A 23,763-nucleotide genomic window follows, 5' to 3' on the forward strand; every position below is an offset into this window, starting at 1 on the left:
TAACAACTCCGTCGACCAACCCAGGCGTGGAATTAGATCCGGCAACAGGAACGGTAAGCGTAGACCCACAGACACCTGCTGGAACCTACACTATCATATACCAATTATGTGAGATACTAAACCCGACAAATTGTGAGTCGGCTACTGTAACCATAATTGTCAATCCGGCTCCAATTGATGCCGTAAATGATGATTTGAGCGGTACAATTGTAAACGGAAATGAAGGAATGGTAAATATCGGAAACGTGTTTGCTAACGATACGCTTAATGGTGTAGCGGTTATTCCATCAGAAGTAACCTTGACAACTATAAATGCAGATGCTCCACTGACATTAAATCCTGACGGAACAATAACTGTTGCGCCTGGAACACCAGCTGGAACGTATACATTAGAATACAGTATTTGTGAAGTATTGAATCCAACCAATTGCGATACGGCTATAGTAACAATTTTGGTTCAGGTACCGGGTATTGAAATTATCAAGCAAGGAACTTTCAATGATGCAAACGGAGATGGATTTGCACAGGTAGGTGAAACCATTACTTATAATTTCACGGTAACCAATACCGGAACTATGCAATTGACAAACATTACGGTATCTGATCCTTTGGTAGCTGTAAATGGCGGGCCTCTTGCAACTTTAGCAGCAGGTGCTACTGATTCGACTACATTTATTGCGGTCTATACATTTACACAAGCTGATATTGACGCAGGATTTGTAAACAATCAGGCATTGGTAACCGCTACTCCGGTAGTTGGGACACCAATTTCAGACCAGTCAGACAGTAATGACCCTACATTGCCAGGAAATGATGATCCGACTGTAACTGTATTACCTCAAAATCCTAAGTTTGAATTATTCAAAGAAGGAATATATCAGGATGCAAACAATGATGGAATCGTAAATGCCGGAGATGTTATCCAATATAGCTTTACGGTAAAGAATACTGGAAACGTAACGATTACGAATATTACTGTAACCGATCCTATAGTTGCAGTTTCAGGTGGGCCTATTGCTTCTTTAGCACCACAAGCCTCTGATTCGACAACTTTCACGGCAACTTATACAATAACTCAGGCAGATATTGAATTAGGAGCGGTTTATAACTTAGCATTGGCAGAAGGAACTGATCCGGCTGGAAATCCAATCGATGTGGAATCGCAAGATCCATCTCCGATAGATCCGAACGATCCGTTATATGAACCGACTTGTCCAGATTGTACAGTTACGATTATTGAACAAAATCCAGGTATTGCGCTGATTAAGACAGCAACTTTCAATGATAGCAATAACAACGGAATTGCAGAAGTAGGAGAGACCATCACTTATGCCTTTACGGTAACCAACACAGGAAACGTGAGCTTGAGCGATGTAACTGTTACGGATCCGCTACCGGGAGTTGCTGTAAGTGGAGGCCCTATAACTCTTGCAGTTGGACAAAGCGACAGCACGACATTTACGGCTATCTATACCATCACGCAGGCCGATATTAACGCAGGAAGTGTTTCTAACCAGGCATTCGTATCAGGTAAGAGTCCGCTGGATGTAGAAGTTACAGATGCTTCTGACCATACAGACAATACAGGAAACAATCCTACGATTGTAGAAATTGACGGATGTACAATCAATGTATTTAATGTAGTTACTCCAAATAACGATGGCAGCAACGAATTTTTATACATAGGAGGATTAGGATGCTATCCAGACAACAAAGTAGAAATCTTTAATCGCTGGGGCGTTGTAGTTTACGAAACAAGTGGCTATAACAACAATGATAAAGCCTTTAGAGGATACTCAGAAGGAAGGGTTACAGTAAACAAATCAGAAGGATTACCTGATGGTACTTATTTCTACGTCTTGAAATATAAAAAACAAGACGGTACTGTAAGAGAGAAAAGCGGCTATTTATACTTAAGCAGATAAAGTTAAATTCCTGGGAATCGGAATGGGTTCCCAGGATAAACAAATTAAACCAATGAAAAAAATAATCATACTTTTCGTCTGGATTCTTGTAGGTGCAAGCGCATTTGCACAACAGGATGCGCAATACACGCAGTATATGTATAATACCATCAATATCAATCCCGCTTATGCAGGTTCACGAGGCGTATTCAGCGTTTTTGGACTTCACAGAACGCAGTGGGTTGGTTTGGATGGAGCTCCGGTGACCAATACGGTTTCTATTAACACGCCTATCAGCGGTACTAATCTTGGAATGGGATTGTCGTTTGTGAACGACAGGATAGGGCCTACAGATGAAAATGCAATTTCTGCAGACATCTCTTATACTGTTAAGACGTCAGAAACATTTAAGTTGTCTTTCGGAATTAAGGCAACGGCAAATATGTTCAATTTAGATGTTAATAAGCTGAATCCGGCTGATCAAGGAGATCCACGATTAATGAATCTGAATAATAACTTTACGCCAAACATGGGAGCAGGAGTTTATTTTCATTCCGATAAAATGTATTTGGGACTATCGGTACCGAACTTTTTTGAAACACACAGATACGATGACAATTCAGTATCTGTAAATCAGGAAAGAATGAATTTTTATCTGATTGGAGGTTATGTTTTCGATTTGAGCCAAAGCATCAAATTCAAGCCGGCCTTTTTGATGAAAGCCGTAAAAGGAGCACCGCTTCAGGCTGATGTCTCAGGAAACTTTCTTTTCAATGACAAGCTGACGCTTGGAGTTGCCTGGAGATGGGATGCAGCTGTGAGTGCTATGGCAGGATTTCAGATAACAGAGGGACTATTTGTAGGCTACGGATACGATATGGAAACGACAAAGTTGGCAAACTACAATTCAGGTTCGCATGAGGTTTTCCTTCGTTTCGAATTATTTAGCAAATTCAACAAAGTAACCTCTCCAAGATTCTTCTAAAAGCAGCAACTATGAAAAAACAATTATATACAGTCTTGGCAGTCTTTTCTTTATTGACTGCCCAGGCACAAGAAGCCAGGCTCGCGGCTGCCGACAAGCAATATGAAAAATATGCCTATGTCGATGCAATCAAGACGTATGAAAGAGTAGCAGAAAAAGGATACAAATCAGTAGACCTGTTCCAAAAACTGGGAAATGCTTACTATTTCAATGCAGAACTAGACAAAGCTAACAAATGGTATGCTGAACTTTTTGCAATGAACCAACCGATTGATGCCGAATACTATTATCGCTATTCGCAAACCCTGAAATCGGTAGGCGATTATGAAAAGGCTAACGAAATGCTGGCGCAGTTCAACCAAAAGAATGCGGCCGATTTGAGAGCGCAGCTATACACTAAACACAAGGACTATCTTGAAGAAATAAAAGCGAATTCGGGCAGATACAAAGTAGAAAACATTGGTATCAACTCAGAATATTCCGATTACGGAACTGCTTTTTTCGGAAACAAGCTTGTTTTTGCTTCAGCCAGAGATACGGGTGGTATTTTCAATAGAAAGCACCAGTGGACGAACCAGTCGTTTACAAAGTTGTATGCTTCTGAAATCAGTTCAGATGGTTCTATGTTGGAGCCGGAACAATTCAACACTTCCCTGAATACAAAGTTTAATGAGGCTACTCCGGTTTTTACCAAAGATGGAAAAACAGTGTACTTTACCAGAAATAACTATAACAAAGGGAAAAGAGGAAAGAACAGCGACAAAGCGACGTTATTGAAAATCTACAAAGCTACCCTTGAAAAAGGAAAATGGGTAAACGTAACGGAATTACCTTTCACGAGTGACAATTATAGTACCGCGCACCCTGCCTTGAGTCCAGACGAAAAAACCTTGTATTTTGCGTCAGATATGCCGGGAACTTTAGGGCAATCGGATTTGTTTAAGGTGGCAATTAACGCTGATGGCAGTTTTGGAACTCCGGAAAATCTGGGTAAGCAAGTCAATACGGAAGGCCGCGAAACTTTTCCTTATGTTACAGACGAAAACGAATTGTATTTCGCTTCTGACGGACAACTTGGATTAGGAGGTCTGGATGTTTTTGTAACTCAGATTAACAAAGATGGAAGTTTTGGCGAAATCAAAAACGTAGGAGCTCCGGTTAACGGGCCAAAAGATGACTTTGCTTTTATAATCGATACCAAAACCCGATTTGGATTTTTCTCTTCGAACAGAGATGGCGGTAAGGGTTATGATGATATTTATAAATTTCAAGAAACAAGACAGTTGAAATGTGAGCAATTGTTATCAGGAGTTATTACGGATAAAGAAACCGGACTTCCTATTGCCAATGCAAGAGTAACGCTGTCAGATGCCTCGTTTAAGGTAATCAAGACCATTTATGCTGATCACGAAGGAAAATACAGTTTTGATGTAGAATGTGGTAATGCTTATTATGTTAAGGCGGAAAGCAAAGACTATACGCCAAACGAACTAAAAGCCATTATCCCGAAAGAATCTGGAGAAACAGACCTTTCTATCGAATTGGATAAACCAGTTAAGCAGATTACGGTTGGAACCGATTTGGCGAAAACATTTGGTATCAAGATTATCTACTTCGATTTAGATAAATGGAATATCCGTCCGGATGCAGCCATTGATTTAGCTAAAATCGTTGATGTGATGAAACAATATCCGAATATGAAAGTAGATGTTCGTTCGCATACGGACAGCCGCCAGACGCATAAATATAACCAGAAACTTTCTGACCGCAGAGCAAAATCTACCATTGACTGGATGGTTCAGGATGGAATTGCAAAAGAAAGAATCACAGGTAGGGGCTATGGCGAAACCCAGTTAGTTAATAAATGTGCTGATGGTGTTGAATGTACTGAAAAGGAACACCAGCAGAACAGAAGAAGCGAATTTATCATCACAGCCATGTAATGTTTAGATAGTTTTAAAATTGAAAACCGTGCTTTTTACAGCACGGTTTTTTTATTTAGAATAATTGATTATCTGAAGTCTTATATTAAAAACATTAAAAACAAACTCCAATAGGTTTATATTTTTATTGCTTTGCGGCTCTGCGCCTTTGTGTGGAATAGTTGCTCGCAAAGGCGCAGAGCCGCAAAGAAAAAAGTAATGATTCATGAAATTTGTCCTGATATAAAGTTTCCGGTCAATAAAAAAGCTCCCTTTAGGAGCTCTATAGTAATAAATCCGGATTGTATTACCGGGAAATAAAATCTTCAGCGTCAGTAAACTGTGACTTAAAAGCAGTAACCATTTCCTTTAGGTTCTCGGTTTTGCAGTTTAGCTTAAAAGCATAAAAACTAAGTTGTCCGTGATTTGGAAATTCCTTATCCAATTCCGCTTCAATATTGAGAATATAATTCAGAGCCTGTTTTTTGACATAACCCCAAAGTTCTCTGATTTTTGCTTTAGTGAAAGATTCTTTATGATTGGCTCCGAAAGCATCACTAATGCACTTTTCAGCAATCTCTTTAAAAAAAGGTTCCTCTGGAAAAGAGTACTTATAATATCGGTCGGCATACACCTTAAATTTGCGCATGATGCTTTGTACTACTGAAACGCCGTTGTCCAGAGCATGTGTCTTATTATATTCCATAACGTTCACCCTCGTGGTAAAAGGGATTTTTTGTAATTTTAAGTAATAGATTAGGGTTCTACAAACTTACTTTAAAATTTGTTCTTTATCAAATTAAAGGACTTAAAATAGGTTAAAAAAAAGCCTTATTTAGACTGATTTCATTCAAGTTATGGGAATTATTTAGACGTTTTCTTAGATTCTGTAAGATTTTTCTTTTTATACTTCGTATCGAATAGTTTTTTGATTTTGTTGCTCACAAGTGATGCTTTCACATTAATAACTCTTCCATTGTTAAAATGAAATTCATATTCGTCAATTAGCTTTTCGATTTTGTATACCTGATCCATATTGTATACGACATCTTCGTACCTTTTTGGTTTGATGAAATTCATGCTGTGGTATTTAAAACGAACAATAAATTAGAGCATTATCTTTTCAGGGCAAAATGTGCCTTAAATTCTTTATTAACACCATCACGGCTCTTATAAAGCAATTTGAACCAATAATCTGTTGCAGGTAGAGGATGTCCGTTATAAGTACCATCCCATCCCGCAGATGAAGGGAAAATTTGCTTGATTAGTTTTCCGTAGCGGTCAAAAATATAGATGGTAGCTTCTGGCTGGTTAGAAAGCCCGTCAATGTTCCAGGTGTCATTATAGCCATCCGCATTAGGCGTGAAATAATAAGGATAATTCAAAGCATATACAGTGAGAGTAATGAATCCACATCCTTGTGTATCTCTTACGGTAATTTCATATTCGCCTTCGTAAATATTCGTAAACTGATTGCTTGTCTGTGGCGCACCACCATTCAGTTGGAATTCATATTGTCCTGAACCGCCAGTAACGTTAATCGTAATAATCTGGTTTTTGTTAAAATCTCTTCCCACAGTTGCTTCTGCAATGGCAATAGACGAAGTGCCTACAGTTGCTGTTGCTGTTGCCGTACATCCGGTAACCAAATTAGTAACGACTACCTCATAAGTTCCAGGTTCGGTCGCAACATGTGTATTGGTTGTAGTAGGAAGAACGGCATTGTTTCGTGTCCACACAAAACTATGGTTCGCATTTGGAATCTGGCAATACAGATTAACAGTCGAAATAAAAGCGCCTGTTTGATTGTCAAGACAGATAAAACCATCCTTAAGAACTGGCTTTGGCGGCGAAGTTACCGTTATAGGCTTTCTGACTGATGCGGTACAGGTACCATTGTTCGCAGTATATATAATCATTACTGATCCTGCACTAATTCCGGTAACATTTCCGGCTGCATCAACTGTTGCTATATTAGTGTTGTTACTTGACCAAGTTCCGCCAGGAGTAGAATGAGTGAGTTGTATGCTGTTTGAAATACACACTGAACCTGGGCCGGTTATAGCAGGTAAGACAAAACTGTTGATAGTAACTGTAAGAGTCATATTTGTAGCACACTGGCCTGCGTTAGGCGTAAATACATAGCTTCCGCTTGCCGTGTTGCTTATAGTGGCAGGACTCCAGGTTCCGCTAATTCCATTAGGCGATGTCCTTTGAAGTGCCGGTACCGTATCACCGTTACAGAAAGTTAGTGCGGTAGGGAAGTCCGGTAAAATAATATTGGTAACTGTTACAGTTAAAGTAACCGTTGCAGCGCATTGTCCTGTATTTGGTGTAAATACATAATTTCCGCTTGTTGTATTACTTATCGTGGCAGGACTCCATGTACCCGTGATTCCGTTAGGAGAAGTTGTATTTAATACAGGAGCTGTACTTCCATTACAGATTGTCATTGCTGTTTGGAAGCTCGGCACGATTCGAGGTGTAATAGTCACTCTCAACGTCATAGTAGTCGCACATTGACCTGCGCTTGGAGTAAATACATAATTTCCGCTAGCCGTATTGCTTATTGTCGCAGGACTCCATGTTCCGGTGATTCCGTTAGGTGAAGTTGCCTGTAATGCAGGAACTGTTTCTCCGTTACAGAAAGTCAGGGTTGTAGGGAAGTCTGGCGTGATATTGTTATTGATAGTCACATTCAATGTAGCTGTTGTAGCACACTGTCCGGCATTAGGCGTAAACACATAGCTTCCGCTAGCCGTACTGCTAATGGTTGCAGGACTCCATGTTCCTGTAATTCCGTTTGGCGAAGTTGCCTGTAATGCCGGAATAGTCGCTCCGCTACAGTAGTTCAACGCTGTAGGAAAGTTAGGCGTGATAACGTTATTGATAGTCACGTTCAGGGTGGCCGTTGTGGCACATTGTCCTGCATTTGGAGTAAATACATAGCTTCCGCTAGCCGTGTTACTAATGGTTGCAGGACTCCATGTTCCTGTGATTCCATTAGGAGAAGTTGCCTGCAATGCAGGAACTGTGGCTCCGTTACAGAATGCCAATGCAGTAGGGAAGTTAGGTGTGATATTGTTATTGATGGTTACGTTTAACGTAGCTGTTGTAGCACATTGTCCCGCGTTTGGAGTAAATACGTAGCTTCTGCTGGTTGTATTACTTATGGTTGCTGGATTCCATGTTCCCGTGATTCCGTTAGGTGAAGTTGCCTGCAATGCAGGAACCGTAGCTCCGTTGCAGAATGCCAATGCAGTAGGGAAGTCTGGCGTAATGTTGTTATTGATAGTTACGTTTAAGGTAGCTGTTGTACCACATTGTCCCGCATTTGGCGTAAACACGTAGCTTCCGCTGGCCGTGTTGCTAATGGTTGCTGGACTCCATGTTCCTGTAATTCCATTAGGCGAAGTTGCCTGTAAAGCGGGGATAGTCGCTCCGCTACAGTAGTTCAACGCTGTAGGGAAGTCTGGCGTGATAATATTATTGATGGTTACGTTCAGGGTAGTCGTCACGGCGCATTGTCCTGCGTTTGGCGTAAACACGTAGCTTCCGCTGGCAGTATTGCTTATGGTTGCAGGACTCCATGTTCCTGTAATTCCATTAGGCGAAGTTGCCTGTAAAGCAGGAACCGTAGCTCCGTTACAGAATGTCAATGCAGTAGGGAAATCCGGCGTAATATTGTTATTGATGGTTACGTTCAGGGTAGTCGTCACGGCGCATTGTCCCGCATTTGGCGTGAACACATAGCTTCCGCTGGCCGTGTTGCTAATGGTTGCTGGACTCCATGTTCCTGTAATTCCATTTGGAGAAGTTGCCTGTAATGCAGGAACCGTAGCCCCGTTGCAGAATGCCAATGTAGTAGGGAAATCTGGCGTGATGTTGTTATTGATAGTCACGTTCAATGTGGCTGTTGTAGCACACTGCCCCGCGTTTGGCGTAAACACATAGCTTCCGCTGGCAGTATTGCTTATGGTTGCTGGACTCCAAGTTCCTGTAATTCCATTTGGAGAAGTTGCCTGTAATGCCGGGATAGTCGCTCCGCTACAGAATGCCAATGCAGTAGGGAAATCCGGCGTAATATTGTTATTGATAGTTACGTTTAAGGTAGTCGTCACGGCGCATTGTCCTGCGTTTGGAGTAAATACATAGCTTCCGCTGGCAGTATTGCTTATGGTTGCGGGACTCCATGTTCCTGTAATTCCGTTTGGCGAAGTTGCCTGTAAAGCCGGAATTGTAGCTCCGTTGCAGAATGCCAATGCAGTAGGGAAATCTGGCGTGATATTGTTATTGATGGTTACGTTTAAGGTAGCCGTTGTAGCACACTGTCCTGCATTTGGAGTAAATACATAGCTTCCGCTGGCCGTATTGCTTATGGTTGCAGGACTCCATGTTCCTGTGATTCCGTTTGGCGAAGTTGCCTGTAAAGCCGGAACTGTAGCTCCGTTACAGAATGCCAATACAGTAGGGAAATCCGGCGTGATATTGTTATTAATGGTTACGTTTAAGGTAGCCGTGGTAGCACACTGCCCTGCATTTGGTGTAAACACATAGCTTCCGCTGGCCGTGTTGCTAATGGTTGCAGGACTCCATGTTCCTGTAATTCCGTTTGGAGAAGTTGCCTGTAAAGCCGGAATAGTCGCTCCGCTACAGTAGTTCAATGTTGTAGGGAAGTCCGGCGTGATGTTGTTATTAATGGTTACGTTTAAGGTAGCTGTTGTAGCACACTGTCCCGCGTTTGGTGTAAACACATAGCTTCCGCTCGCCGTATTGCTTATGGTTGCAGGACTCCACGTTCCTGTAATTCCGTTAGGCGACGTTGCCTGCAATGCGGGAATTGTAGCTCCGTTGCAGTAGTTCAACGCTGTAGGGAAATCTGGCGTGATGTTGTTATTGATAGTCACGTTCAACGTAGCTGTAGTGGCACATTGTCCCGCAGTAGGAGTAAACACATAGCTTCCGCTGGCCGTATTGCTTATGGTTGCAGGACTCCATGTTCCTGTGATTCCGTTTGGCGAAGTTGCCTGCAATGCAGGAACCATAGCTCCGTTACAGAATGCCAATGTAGTAGGGAAGTCCGGCGTGATATTGTTATTGATAGTTACGTTTAGCGTAACATTTGTAGCACACTGTCCCGCGTTAGGAGTAAACACATAGCTTCCGCTGGCCGTATTGCTTATGGTTGCAGGGCTCCAGGTTCCAGTAATTCCGTTAGGAGAAGTTGCCTGTAAGACAGGAACTGTAGCTCCGTTGCAGAATGCCAATGCAGTAGGGAAATCCGGTGTTAGGTTGGTGTCGATAGTAACATTCAAGGTAGCTGTAGTAGCGCACTGTCCGGCATTAGGCGTAAACACATAGCTTCCGCTGGCAGTATTGCTTATGGTTGCAGGACTCCATGTTCCTGAGATACCGTTAGGCGACGTTGCCTGCAATGCAGGAATTGTAGCTCCGTTACAGAATGCCAATGCGGTAGGAAAATCTGGCGTGATATTGTTATTAACGGTTACGTTTAATGTAGTTGTTACGGCACATTGTCCTGCGTTTGGTGTAAACACATAGCTTCCGCTGGTTGTATTGCTTATGGTTGCTGGACTCCATGTTCCTGCAATTCCGTTAGGTGAAGTCGTATTCAATGTAGGAACTGTAGCTCCATTACAAAGTGTCAGTGTAGTAGGGAAATCCGGTGAGATTGTATTTGTAACTGTCACGTTGAATGTTACGTTGGTAGCACATTGTCCGGCATTTGGCGTAAACACATAGCTTCCGCTCGTCATGTTACTTACAGTTGCAGGACTCCAGGTTCCTGTGATTCCATTAGGCGATGCGATATTCAGGACAGGTGCAGTAGCTCCTGAGCACAAAGTGAGGGCTGTTGCAAAATCCGGAGTAATACTGCTGGAAATAGTAACGTTTAATGTAACACTAGGAGAACATAGTCCTGCAGTTGGTGTAAATACGTAGCTTCCACTAGTGGTATTGCTAATGGTTGCAGGACTCCAAGTACCAGTAACTCCGTTAGGCGAAGTAGTGCTTAAAGCTGGTATAGTTGCGCCCGTACAGTATGCAAGTGAAGTTGGGAAATCAGGAATTGTTGATGGATTTACTTTCAACTGGGCAGCATTACTTATCAAAGTATGCTGGGTAGAAGTAACCTGGCAATAATATTGGCTGTCATCGAGCGTCAAAGGTGCAGGAGTGATAGTAAGCGTATTTGTATTTGCTCCTGAAAATGGGGCTGTATTGGTAATGTTAATCCAGTTTCCAGCTGTGTCGAGTCTTTTCCATTGGAAAGTAAAGCCTGTACTGTTTGCAAGAGAAGCCGTATAAGTAACCGTATTATTCTCACAAATAACCCTGCTGGTTGGGTTTGATAAGGTTGGCGGAACAGGATTAGTTACATTATGGATTCCAATATTGGCACAACTTTCAGTTGTTAGAGTATTCCAATCGCTACCATTAAAAACAGGTTTTGGGGCTACAGCATTTGGATTTCTGATAACAGAATAACCTACATTGTTGGGAGCATGGACATTATCGATAAGAACTCCGTTTTTAAGCAATTGAAATTCATCATTGGCATTAAATCCGGTAGGATAGGTTTGGTTTGAAGTAATACCGCAAGGAATGGTACCTGTTCCAATTCCTATTAAAAAAATTCCTCCCGGAGGTATGGAACCGCTCAATACGATTGTATAAAAAGTGGTGCCGCCAATATCTCCATATCTTCTTATGGTGTATCCGGCAAGATTGACAGTAGATGCCGTTCCATTATATATTTCTATAATCCCACCATCGCCTGCCTGTGCATCATAAAGTTCGGAAATATAGATATCGCTAGAATAATTACCGACACTTGTTGTCGAAATTTTAGTAAAATTGCCTGCTGAAAATCCTTCACATCCGTTTGTAGTAATGCTGATAGGTCCTGCGGAAGCGTTCCCAGCCGGTACATAAGCTTTGATAACCGTATTAGAAACTACAGTAAAGCTGGTGGATGGAATGCCATTGAATTTTACGGCAGAAGTTCCGCTACCATTCGTAAAGCCGCTACCGTTTATGGTAACCAATGTATTTTGAGGTCCTGAAGTAGGCGTAAAAGAAGTAATCGATGGTGCGACACAATTGGAAGTCACGCTTCCGTTTAATGTAAAATCATCCAGACGTAATGTACCATTTCCAGTAGATCCGGTAAGCGAAATCACAACAGTAACAGTTCCGGTAAGTCCGGAAACCGTATTGGCAACATTGGTGGTTCCTATAGCGCCGCCAGTAGCATCAACAGTACCGCTTCCAACATTGATACCGTTAATGGTCATTGACCAGTTTTGAGGCCCAAAATTACTCCTCTGTCTCCAAAAATCAAATGAAGTAACGTTTACCTGATAATTGGCAGCAACGTTAAATGTCAAGGTAATTGTAGCATTTGTTGACGTAGTAAGACGGATAGCTTCTCCTGTAGCTCCGGCTGTACTTGTCCACGTATTAAGGCTGTTGCTCCATGATGAACCGGACAGATTCGTATTTAAAGTCGTTGGAGCTACCGTATAAGGATGTGCCGAAATAGTGGTTGTTCCAAAATTATGATAATAAATCTGAGCCGTAGTACTGGATACGGTCATCAAAAAAAATAAGACCAAAAAAATAAGCGTATTTTTTTTGACAGAATTGCTAAGGTTTCTTGACATAGTATGGGAGATTAGCATTATTTCAAAACCTACGAAAAGTAATGTTTATTCTACTTTAGAAGGATCGGTTTTCTTTATTAAATGTTTAATAAACAGTTACTTTATTGTTTTTTATCGTTGTCTGTTGACGTAAACCCATCCGGTTACTGTTTGCCCGTCACTTTTGGTGATGGCATAATAATATGTTGCATCCGGCAGTTCTTTTCCGTTATCAGATTGTCCTTTCCATTGATTTGTATAATTCTTGTATCCGTATACTTTTACACCATATCGGTTGAAAATAGTAAGTTCTTTTACACCTAATCCGCTAAGGTCGAATTCGTCATTCTTACCGTCGTTGTTAGGAGATATTCCTTTTGGAATGCTGCAGAAAATACCGTAAACAGTTTCATCTCGTGTTAAAGTACAGCCTTGTGCTGTGGTAACCTCTACGGTATACGTTATTGGGAATTCTTCCTGAACAGGAGTAGAATTCAATAGTTCCGTTACGTTCAAATATGAATCGGTTCCCACTCTGATGCCCAGGTTGTTTTTCCATTCATAATTGGCATCATTTATTTCAAAACCAGATAGAGGAGCAACTGTCAGCATATAATTTCCGCCTTCACATCCGTTTTCAACTTTAAAATCAATTTGTCCTATCGTTACATTCAATGTTACATTAGCAGCACATTGTCCTGCGTTTGGTGTAAACACATAACTTCCGCTTGTTGTATTGTTGATAGTAGATGGATTCCATGTTCCTGTGATTCCGTTTGGTGATGTTGTAGCCAAAGCGGGTACGCCATCTCCATTACATAGTGACAATTCTGTTGCAAAATTTGGAATGATGCTATTGGTAATAGTTACATTTAAAGTTGTGCTTGTACCACACTGTCCTGCATTAGGAGTGAAGACATAGTTTCCACTTGTGGTATTGCTAACAACCGCCGGACTCCATGTTCCGGTAATTCCGTTTGGTGAAGTAGTATTCAATACAGGCGCCGTGCTTCCTGAGCATAATGTAAGTGCAGTAGGGAAGTTTGGCGTAATGCTGCTAGACACGGTTACGTTTAAGGTTATATTTACAGCACATTGTCCTGCATTTGGAGTAAATACGTAGCTTCCGCTTACAGTATTGCTAACAACTGCCGGACTCCAAGTTCCAGTGATTCCATTTGGCGATGTTGTGTTCAATACAGGTGCCGTACTTCCGGTACATATTGAAAGCGCAGTAGGGAAACTTGGCGTGATGCTGCTTGATACGGTTACGTTCAAAGTAACATTTGATGCACATTGTCCTGCATTTGGAGTAAACACATAGCTTCCGCTAGTTGTATTGCTAACAACAGCCGGGTTCCATGTTCCCGTAACTCCGTTTGGTGAAGTTGTGTTTAATACAGGTGCGGTACTTCCGGTACATAATGAGAGTGCAGTAGGGAAGTTTGGCGTGATGCTGTTTGTTACGGTCACGTTCAAGGTTACATTTGAGGCACATTGTCCCGCATTTGGAGTAAACACATAGCTTCCGCTTGCAGTATTGCTAACAACCGCCGGACTCCACGTTCCTGTGATGCCGTTAGGCGAGGTTGTGTTCAATGTTGGAGCTGTGCTTCCTGAACATAGTGAAAGAGCAGTAGGGAAGTTTGGCGTGATATTGTTAGACACAGTCACGTTCAAGGTTACATTTGAGGCACATTGTCCCGCATTTGGTGTAAATACATAACTTCCGCTTGCAGTATTGCTAACAACCGCCGGACTCCACGTTCCAGTGATTCCATTTGGCGATGTAGTATTCAATACAGGTGCCGTACTTCCGGTACATATTGAAAGAGCAGTAGGGAAGTTTGGCGTGATATTGTTAGACACAGTCACACTTAAGGTTACATTTGAGGCACATTGTCCCGCATTTGGTGTAAATACATAGCTTCCGCTAGCAGTATTGCTAATCACAGCCGGACTCCACGTTCCTGTAATTCCGTTTGGCGAAGTGTTATTCAATACAGGTGCCGTACTTCCGGTACATAATGAAAGTGTCGTCGGAAAATTAGGCGTAATGCTGTTAGATACTGTCACGCTTAAGGTTACATTTGAGGCACATTGTCCTGCATTCGGAGTAAACACATAATTTCCACTTGCAGTGTTGCTAACGACTGCCGGACTCCAGGTTCCTGTGATTCCGTTTGGTGAAGTAGCGTTTAATACTGGTGCTGTGCTTCCGGTACAGATTGAAAGTGTAGTAGGGAAGTTAGGCGTAATGCTGTTAGATACAGTCACGCTTAAGGTCACACTAGAGGCACATTGTCCCGCATTTGGCGTAAATACGTAATTTCCACTTGTTGTATTGCTAACCACAGCCGGACTCCAAGTTCCGGGAATTCCATTTGGCGATGTAGTGTTTAATACAGGTGCTGTACTTCCGGTACATATTGAAAGCGCAGTAGGGAAATTAGGTGTAGTGCTATTAGTTATTGTAAGATTGATTGTATCTGTGATTTCAAGTCCACAACTGTTTATAGCTGTCAAGGTAATAGTAACAACACTTCCTGGTGAGGCGGTTGAAGTATAAGTAGTCGCCAGACTGTTAGGTGTTGTAAAAGTACCGCTTGGGGCTGACCATCTTACCGATTGATAGCCTTGCGCAGTTCCGTTCAAAGAGATTGTGACTCCTGCACAAGATGACATAGTAGCAGGCCCGGCATCAACTGTAAATGGAGGAACAGGCGCAGAACAGCCATTGTTGATATATGTTGCTGCTCCTGCTGGTGTATATTGTACTATTGCGCCATCGGCAGCAGCGGGATTACCGTTGGTGTCAATTAGCAATGCACGATCATAGGAAACTGTATCTGAACAGGAACCAAAAGAAATAGTCAGTGTTCTGATTCCGGTTCCGTAATTAGCAAAATGCCCTGACGCTGTACTCGGGTTATTTTGGAAAATGATATAAACGTTATCGGTTAAAGCTCCAAATGAATTCAGGGCTGTATCAAAATTGTGGCTGGTGACTAAAATCACGCTGGCATTGGCTGGTAGAACGCCTCCTGTAGGTTCAATTAATTGGCCACATCCGCCAGCATCAAGAATATCAGCATTTAGAGTAGCTACTTTTGCAGCAGTGACAGAGTTTCGTACAAGTCCCTGCCATGGATTGTTTGGCCATGACACGCTCATATTGCTTGTGTTTATAGCGGTGTTACCCACCTTAAAGCGTACCATTTCATTCAATCCTTCCTGTACACCACAAGCATCGACTAAGATACTTTCGATTTGAAAACATTGAGAAAATGCGTCTTGGTAAGACATAAGAGCTAGAACAATTATAGCCAGAAAATGTTTGAACTTTTGTAATTTCATTTGAGTCAGTTTAAAACCGGCGCAATCTAGGATTAAGAGATTAACTGAAGCCTTTGTTAATTTTATGAAAATGTTATGTAACTACCCTCTAATGTTAAGTTTGTGTTACCTTTTTGTTAACTATATGAAAAAAGCCCACTGTATCAGCAGGCTTTTTTTAAGAAATTGTTTTCTCTTATTTCTTTAATACTCTAAAAGTTTTCTGTGCTTTTCCAGAAGAAACTCTAACAAGGTAGGCTCCTGTTTCTACATCAGATAAGTTGATGGTTACCTGAGTGCTATTAGTTGCTTTGTCCATTATCTTTTGCCCTATCAGGTTGAAAACTTCAACAGAGATTATGTTTTCTGAATAAGAAATAGATAACATATCGGTCACAGGATTCGGATAAGCCTTAAGGTTCTTAAGATCAAATTCAGGATTGCTCAACATCATTGAAACAGTTACTGCCAATGGGCTGCTGCTGCATCCATTGATTGTTTGTACAGCATAGTAGGTTGCACCGTCAACAAGCAGTTCGCTCAAATCTAATGTTGGTGTTCCAGCTTCGGCTGCTGCTTCAGTAGCATACCATACCAGATTTGTTCCTGTAACTTCCAAAACAGCTAATGTTTCGCCTTCTGTGAAATCCTGATTTTCATCACCGTTTGGTTGGGAAACAGAATTTAAAGTTACAGACGTTAATATTCTGGCGCTTTCACATCCGTCTATTGTCATAGTCGCATAATAATCACCGCTTGCCAATGCCTGAGTTGATGATAATGGCGTACTTCCGGTTGGAGCATCATACCATTGGATTCCTGTTGTGTTTGGCAACAATTCGCTTACAGTTGCAGCGTTGCAGAAAGTCTGAGCTGTTGTTGTTGGAGCCGTAACCGTATTTAAGATAACAGACGTTAGTGTTCTGGCACTTTCACATCCGTCTACTGTCATAGTCGCATAATAATCACCGCTTGCCAATGCCTGAGTTGATGATAATGGCGTACCTCCGGTTGGAGCATCATACCATTGGATTCCTGTTGTGTTTGGCATCAGTTCGCTTACAGTTGCAGCGTTGCAGAAAGTCTGAGCTGTTGTTGTTGGAGCCGTAACCGTATTTAAGATAACAGAAGTTAGTGTTCTGGCACTTTCACATCCGTCTACTGTCATAGTCGCATAATAATCACCGCTTGCCAATGCCTGAGTTGATGTTAATGGCGTACCTCCGGTTGGAGTGTCATACCATTGGATTCCTGTTGTGCTTGGCAACAATTCGCTTACAGTTGCAGCGTTGCAGAAAGTCTGAGCTGTTGTTGTTGGAGCCGTAACCGTATTTAAGATAACAGACGTTAGTGTTCTGGCACTTTCACATCCGTCTATTGTCATAGTCGCGTAATAATCACCGCTTGCCAATGCCTGAGTTGATGATAATGGTGTACCTCCGGTTGGAGCATCATACCATTGGATTCCTGTTGTGTTTGGCATCAGTTCGCTTACAGTTGCAGCGTTGCAGAAAGTCTGAGCTGTTGTTGTTGGAGCCGTAACCGTATTTAAGATAACAGAAGTTAATGTTCTGGCACTTTCACATCCGTCTATTGTCATAGTCGCATAATAATCACCGCTTGCCAATGCTTCTGTTGATAGTAGGGCAGTTCCTCCGGTTGGAGCATCGTACCATTTTATTTCGGCAGTGTTTGGTAGCAATTCGCTTACAGTCGCAGTATTACAAAATGTCTGAGCCGTTGTTGTTGGAGCTTCAGTTTGATTAACCGTAATTGTTGCTATAGCTGAATTAGCTTCTGCACAAGGTGCATTTTGTACAATCGCACGATAATAAGTAGTTTCTGAAAGATTGGTGTAATCCAGTGTAGTAGAAGTATTTTGGATATCAGTAACTGTACCGCTAAAGTCTGCAACATTCGAAGATTGCCATTTCAGAATACTTCCTGTATGATTTTCCAGAGTAAGTGTTCCGTTGTTTGCCTCGAAACATACAGTTGCATTTCCTGTTATTGTTCCGCCATTGCTGGCTTCTACTACAGTAACAGTAGCACTTCCGCTCATGTCAGCAGTTTGAGCGATACAATTAGCATCCTCTACAGCAGTTACTGTAAACGTTTTTGTCTCAGTAGGTGTAACTGTAAAAACATAAGGCGAGGCCTGGATATTGGTAACAGGAAAGGTTGAAGTTCCATCGGTATATGTAATTGTCCACGGAGCTGTTCCTGTCAAGGCAATACTCAGGTCAGATGAAGTCGAACCCAGGCAGATGGATTGATCTCCACTTATTACTGCTGTTGGCCTAGAATTGATAATCAAAAGTGTGCTTATGCCTGTAAGTGTGCTTTCGCAATTTGGAGTAAGGTCGGTTCTGGTAATAGAAATAATTTCTAATGCCAGACCATTATCTGTTGACAATACCGGTACTTCAAAACTGGCTTCTCCAGAAGCATTAGCTATGATTCCAGTAACAACTACTGCTGTTTCGCCTGCTATAGTATACGTAATATCTGAAGTACTGCTTGCAATTAACCCGGTCAGGCTGATAACAGCGTTGCCATCCGTTCCGCATAAGGCAGTTGTAGATGCAGCAGTTACAGTAGGGGAAGGATGTACTGATAATGTAACAGAATTGTTTGCAGCAAGTGTGTTTGGACAGGAAGCAACATCAGTTCTCTCAATAGTTGTTACAACTAAAGATTGTCCGTTGTTACTGTAAGGAAGGCTTGTCGTAAAGCTGGCATTACCGTTAATGTCTGCAACAATACCTGCGACGTTTTGCGCAGTGCTATTATTAATAGTGTAGCTGATAGAAGAGGTTGATTCAGGAATAAGACCGGTTAGGTTGATAGTAGTTGTACCTCCGTTGCACATAATATTGGATTGTGTAACTCCCGAAAGTGTTGCTGCTCCTGTAATTATAATATTATGTCCGTTGTCGTTGTCGCTGAAAGTTAACGGATCTTCATTATAAACTCTTACTCTGTAATTGGTGCTTGGTGTTATATCTGCAGGAATTATCACAGTTATAGGACTGGTAGCAGATACTCCAACGATATTGGTTAGTGTTGTAGGGAAACTTCCGTCAGCATTAGAAAGCTGAGCATAAAAATTAGCGCTGTTGAAAGTACCTGTCGGTGTAAAATCTAAATCAAAGGTATTATCGATTCCGTTGCAGTAAGGGCCGTAAGGTTCGTCGTCAACAACAATAGAACTTACAACCGGAATACCGTTTCCGGTAACCGAAACCAATTTGTCTGTAGCTCCTGGTGATGTGAATACGATATTTCCCGAAGCTGTTCCTACGGATGTAGGGCTGAAACGAACCCATACCTGTATGTCATTTAATGTGCCTCCAACCGGGCTGATGTCAGTGCCGGGATACCAGTTGATACCATCCGTGCTGATCTCAAATCCTGCCGGAGCCAAAATGCTTACGTCATCAGTAAGTCCGACACCATTAAATGTAAAGCTTGTTGCCGCTGAGTTGTTCCCTACCATAACATCACCAAAAGAAACCAGTGAAGTGGTAGAAGGAGTTATCAGAGGATTCACCGCAGCAACAACGCTACCATCTATCTTTAAAGAGTTTGTTCCACCGGTGATGTAATAATTTCCTGTAGAACCTTGCGGAATAATCCTGAATTTAACAACGACACCTGCCGCAATATTCTGCAAAGCGCTGATTCCTGATAGAGAAACCGAGTTAGGTGTTCCGGTAGTACCGCTCGTAGATGAGGTTGTCCATGAGGCCACGCTTGTAAAAGGTCCTCCATTTATAGAATAATAAACAACGCATCCGGTTGGGCCCGAATTGGATCTTCGGGTTGCGGTTGAAATAGAGCTAAGGCTGACCTTGTATCCGACAGCTGCCTGGAAAGTAAAATAAAAGCTGTTGGAGTCGGATTGGCCTGTTGACCATCCTCCGGAACCTCCCCAGCAGTTTCCTGCCGGTGTACCGCTTGTGGCAATACTCGAACCTCGGATAAGCCCAGAGGTTTGCAAGTTGGCATTTCGTGTTGAAGGTGTCCAGGGGCTGACACCAAAACCGCCGCCAGTATTATTGGCATCCCAAGCTAGAATCTGAGCATAATCAGTAGTGGGATAAAGTAGGAAAAGAATAAAAAGAAATGGGAGAATGAATTTTTTGTGTAAAGTTGTATTCATAGGGCTGTAATTTTGAGGAATCTGTTTTTATTTGTTCATTTACAGATACATACAAAGATTATCAATATATTCCCGTTGGACTTTATCTAGGTGTTTTATTACTGTAAAATCAAAATTATGATTATGTTACCTATATCAATTAAAATTTAATTGGTTGTCAGGAGCCTGAAGATCTTGGATTTTTGATTTTAGCTCCAGATTAGAATAATTACACGAATTTAGAAGTCTATTAACCTCAGCACCTTAGCGCCTCAGAACCTTAGTACCTTAGCCACTTTTAAATAAAAAAACGGCTGTAATTTCTACAGCCGTTTTTATCAGTATTCTTTAAAAGAATTTATGCTTCCTTAGTTCTGCTTTTTAGCAATTTGTAGCCTAAATAGACTCCAGCCAAAAGCATCGGAACAATATAGTCATTGATTGGTGCTGAAGGAACGTCTTGCGTATCGTCGTCGAAATCTTCCTGGGCATTCATGGTTTGAACTCCAGCCGACAGCATCAGGATTATAAGTAAAGTTTTGAAGTTTTTCATCTTGATAGGGATTTATTTTACTGCAATTTTTTGTTTTACCGAGCTGGTTCCGTTAGATACCTGAAGGATATAGATTCCTTGGCTTAATTGCAATGATGGATTTACGGTTATGATACTTGAACTTTCTACGCTAGTCTTGTAGATTTCCTGTCCAACAAGGTTGAATAACGTGATAGCTACTTTTCCGGTAACATTGTTTGGTAATGCAATGTTGAACTGGTTGTTCTGTATTGGATTCGGATATACTTTTACAGTGCTGCTGTTCCATTCTCCATTTCCTAAAGCAGCAGAACGGAATACTACGCGAAAACGGTCGTTTCCGTAAGAACTAGTTTCTGATGTTGTTGCAAAATTTACAGAATTAGTTCCAGATAAGTTCAACTGGGTTTCTGTATTGGCATATTGGTCAATAAGATAAGCCTGCATGTCTTCTGAGAAGTTAGCCGCATTGATTTTGAAAGTATAGCTTTTACCAGCCGTGAATTGAAGTGTTTTTACTTGCAATTCATCATTAGCTGCAACAGGAGCCAAAGCATCAATAGCTAGGATTTTGTTGTTTCGTCCAAATGCTAAGTGTTCGCCTGAACCATAAAGTTTTTCAACATCACCTAATCCGATAGCATTATTATAATTGCTTCCAAATACAGCAATTGTACCGTCGATAGGATATCCTGCTTCTGCTTCATTAGCATCATATACAGCTATACGGAATACTGATTTTTCTTCCGTAGCGTTGGTTCTGAAAACATTTGTAGACTGTGAAGCTTTGTTGTTTTCTTCAAAAGTAACTGCACCGGCTATTCCTGTTATGGAGTTTTTTACGAAAAACGCCTGTCCTGGTTGGATATACTGGTTAACTGCAGATTCAGGTAAGTTGTTGCTTCCCACAGTCTGGCTGTAGGCTACATAACGACCTCTTTGTGCTGCAGTACCCATATTAGGATCCCATGCATAATATACATCTTCTACACCTAATTTAGTTACTAAATCCCAATTCACCGGGCTTACGTATGGATTTCCGATAAGGCTATAACCGTTAGTTGTAGTATTTTCAGTAGCGTTGATAGCTGGAGTACTCACAGCATCAAATACAACCTGACCCGTTTTTAAAGTTCCTTTTGCAGATAAGGTCACGGCTGCATTCATGTCGGCTGCAGAAGTCTGTCCTAAGTCTACATTTCGGTCACCGCGGATCAAGATTCTGTAACCGTTTCCGGCCATTAAATTAGTAGCATTTGTATTTGCTATTGCACTCCAACCGCTGCCTGAAGGCGTGTCGTTATTATACACATACATAGATGGATTTCCTGTCAATGTAGTGTCGAATCCGTTTGCACCTGTATCAGAACCTGTAATATGAGTTCCGGTTTGCCAGTTGTTGCTGATAAAGTTGGTGGTAGTAACTCCCGGTGTTAAAAATCGGAAAGCACGTTTTCCCTGAGGAATATAACGTTCTACGGTAACTTCTCCTGTAATTGAACCAGTTACAGCAGCGATTCGTGCAGAACCTGAAGCTGTCGATTTCAATACTAGGTTGCCATTAGTAGCTAAATTACCTGATATTACATCAAGAACTCCTGTTAGGTTGGTCGTACCGTCTAATGTTAACCCTGCAGTATTGCTTAGGATTAATTTCTCTACAGTATTGTTTACAAAAAAGTTAGCCGGAAGCGCCTGTGCTGTAGTTCCTGAGAAAGTAATGTCTCCAGCCGTAGCATCGATAGTTCCGCCAGTTTTTGACAATGTTTCTTTTACATTCAATCCGTTAGTACCGATAACTACGGTACCCGAAGTAATGCTAAGATTTTTTGATACAATAGGACCTTGCGGTGCTGCTGTATTCGTATTATAGTTTCCACTGATAATTGCATCAATTGTAGCGGTTGGATTTCCGTTGCTCCATGTTGAACCGTTCCATGTAGTAGAAGTAATAACTCCTGTTCCAGAAACGGAGATGGTCTGGTTAGAAGCTCCTGAAGTAGCTAAAGTAATAGAGCCAGACTTAGGTCCAGTACTTAGAGGTGAGAAACGCACATAAAGCGGTCTGCTGGTTAGCGTACCTGATGTTGGAGTAAAGCTCACAGAGCTTAACCATGTTGAATTGTTTGTACTCACCTGGAAATTTGTAGGAGCTGTTGCAGTAATATTACCGGTAAGGTTAGTACCTGCCACATTAACAGACGAACTGTTAGATGAAGAACCTACATTGATATTACCGAAATTGGAAATAGATGTAGAGCTAACTGTAAACGCAGGAACGACCGGTGCCGCTGTAACGATAACATCATCCATATCACAGTTACCGGTAGCTTTGGTATAACTCCATCGGATGTAACGCGTAGAAGAAAGCAAAGCCAAGTCAAAATCAGAACATTGGGCATTCGTAATTGATGTTGCACCCGTAGCTGTACCATATCTTCCTAATTCAGTATAATCAGTACCATTAGCAGACTGTTCTACCAAAAGATAAGATTGCCCTGACATTCCTTGATTTTTTAAGGTCATCGACAAAGTTCCAGGAGCAGCATTAATAAAAAGTATCCTGTTGTCACCTGTCCCATCAAAAGTCGTTGCACTGTTGTTTGAACAGGCAGAGCTTGTAGTTCTGTGTGCGCATCCGTTGTTTGTCCATCCGGCGGGCTCAGATCCCCATGAAGTCCTGTTTACTGGCAATGTGGCCTGCCCCCATGCAGTGCCGAAAAATAACCCAAGTACCGCTAGTCCCAGTGACTTGATGTAATTTGTTCGTAGAATTGTTTTCATCAATAAAAGTTAAAAGTTTAGAAGTCAAAGTTATAGGATTGATACCCAAGGCTCTTGAGCTTTAGATTACCTTTTCGTTAAAGAACTTTTACGTATGGAGATGTTATTTTAATAAAGCGTGACCTTAAGGTTAAGAAGTTTATTATATGTTTAAATTTTTTTAAGGTTGTTTAAACGTTAAATCCTTGTTTTATGCGGGATAAGAGAGGAATAGCTAAAATTTAATTAGAAATCTCTTACATTAATAAGTGATTGAATTGAGATTACGGATTTCCGTAAGAAGGGTTGGGATTAGGTTAAAAATCTTCAAAAATAGGTAGTGATAAAAAACGAATATGTTTTAAATTTCTACAAATCTCAACTAAAAACAAACGCTTGTACATTCGTTAATTTCTTTAATTTATTTTTCCTGTATTTTTGAATTGGAATTTAAATCTTATTGATTAAGAGAAGATGTTTGAAGTATTTTTTAAGGTACTAAGATGCAGG

10 protein-coding genes are annotated in these 23,763 nt (G+C 41.4%); 3 read left to right on the forward strand and 7 right to left on the reverse strand.

What is annotated here, in order from left to right; genetic code table 11:
• The 3 genes from ABH942_RS09885 to ABH942_RS09895 form a co-directional block, all read left to right on the forward strand.
• Nucleotides 1-1,925: gliding motility-associated C-terminal domain-containing protein (locus tag ABH942_RS09885; protein WP_370031536.1), on the forward strand; the 1,925-nt coding region annotated here is incomplete at its 5' end.
• 52 nt (nucleotides 1,926-1,977) lie between these two features.
• Entirely contained in the window at nucleotides 1,978-2,889 is a 912-nt protein-coding gene (locus tag ABH942_RS09890; protein WP_370031538.1) for a type IX secretion system membrane protein PorP/SprF, read from the forward strand.
• 11 nt (nucleotides 2,890-2,900) lie between these two features.
• A complete protein-coding gene (locus ABH942_RS09895; RefSeq protein WP_370031540.1) occupies nucleotides 2,901-4,832 on the forward strand; it encodes an OmpA family protein in 1,932 nt (643 codons plus the stop codon).
• A 286-nt stretch (nucleotides 4,833-5,118) separates the two neighbouring features.
• Here ABH942_RS09895 and ABH942_RS09900 read toward each other — a convergent pair whose 3' ends face one another.
• From ABH942_RS09900 to ABH942_RS09930, 7 genes are all read right to left on the reverse strand, one after another.
• Entirely contained in the window at nucleotides 5,119-5,517 is a 399-nt protein-coding gene (locus ABH942_RS09900) for a hypothetical protein (protein WP_370031542.1), read from the reverse strand.
• Between the two features lie 158 nt (nucleotides 5,518-5,675).
• The gene (locus ABH942_RS09905; RefSeq protein WP_370031544.1) at nucleotides 5,676-5,891 is read right to left on the reverse strand and encodes a hypothetical protein; all 216 of its coding nucleotides are present in this window, start codon (nucleotides 5,889-5,891) and stop codon (nucleotides 5,676-5,678) included.
• 35 nt (nucleotides 5,892-5,926) lie between these two features.
• Nucleotides 5,927-12,499, reverse strand: a complete 6,573-nt coding sequence (locus ABH942_RS09910) for a T9SS type B sorting domain-containing protein (RefSeq protein ID WP_370031546.1) — start codon at nucleotides 12,497-12,499, stop codon at nucleotides 5,927-5,929.
• Between the two features lie 111 nt (nucleotides 12,500-12,610).
• Complete coding sequence (locus tag ABH942_RS09915; protein ID WP_370031548.1) at nucleotides 12,611-15,835, reverse strand: gliding motility-associated C-terminal domain-containing protein; 3,225 nt, start codon at nucleotides 15,833-15,835, stop codon at nucleotides 12,611-12,613.
• A 175-nt stretch (nucleotides 15,836-16,010) separates the two neighbouring features.
• Nucleotides 16,011-19,979, reverse strand: coding sequence for a T9SS type A sorting domain-containing protein (locus ABH942_RS09920; protein WP_370031550.1), 3,969 nt, complete (start codon nucleotides 19,977-19,979; stop codon nucleotides 16,011-16,013).
• A 337-nt stretch (nucleotides 19,980-20,316) separates the two neighbouring features.
• Nucleotides 20,317-20,511, reverse strand: coding sequence for a hypothetical protein (locus ABH942_RS09925; RefSeq protein WP_370031552.1), 195 nt, complete (start codon nucleotides 20,509-20,511; stop codon nucleotides 20,317-20,319).
• A gap of 12 nt (nucleotides 20,512-20,523) precedes the next feature.
• On the reverse strand, nucleotides 20,524-23,274 hold the full coding sequence (locus ABH942_RS09930; RefSeq protein WP_370031554.1) for a T9SS type A sorting domain-containing protein: 2,751 nt from the start codon (nucleotides 23,272-23,274) through the stop codon (nucleotides 20,524-20,526).
• Nucleotides 23,275-23,763: the final 489 nt, after the last annotated feature.

The organism is Flavobacterium sp. 28YEA47A (assembly GCF_041262125.1).
Classification (GTDB): domain Bacteria; phylum Bacteroidota; class Bacteroidia; order Flavobacteriales; family Flavobacteriaceae; genus Flavobacterium.

Excerpts from the sequence above, each read along its gene's own strand:
- ABH942_RS09910 (WP_370031546.1), bottom strand. The coding sequence starts at position 12,499 with ATGTCAAGAAACCTTAGCAATTCTGTCAAAAAAAATACGCTTATTTTT.
- ABH942_RS09920 (WP_370031550.1), bottom strand. The coding sequence starts at position 19,979 with ATGAATACAACTTTACACAAAAAATTCATTCTCCCATTTCTTTTTATT.
- ABH942_RS09930 (WP_370031554.1), bottom strand. The coding sequence starts at position 23,274 with ATGAAAACAATTCTACGAACAAATTACATCAAGTCACTGGGACTAGCG.
- ABH942_RS09925 (WP_370031552.1), bottom strand. The coding sequence starts at position 20,511 with ATGAAAAACTTCAAAACTTTACTTATAATCCTGATGCTGTCGGCTGGA.
- ABH942_RS09900 (WP_370031542.1), bottom strand. The coding sequence starts at position 5,517 with ATGGAATATAATAAGACACATGCTCTGGACAACGGCGTTTCAGTAGTA.
- ABH942_RS09905 (WP_370031544.1), bottom strand. The coding sequence starts at position 5,891 with ATGAATTTCATCAAACCAAAAAGGTACGAAGATGTCGTATACAATATG.
- ABH942_RS09890 (WP_370031538.1), top strand. The coding sequence starts at position 1,978 with ATGAAAAAAATAATCATACTTTTCGTCTGGATTCTTGTAGGTGCAAGC.
- ABH942_RS09895 (WP_370031540.1), top strand. The coding sequence starts at position 2,901 with ATGAAAAAACAATTATATACAGTCTTGGCAGTCTTTTCTTTATTGACT.
- ABH942_RS09915 (WP_370031548.1), bottom strand. The coding sequence starts at position 15,835 with ATGAAATTACAAAAGTTCAAACATTTTCTGGCTATAATTGTTCTAGCT.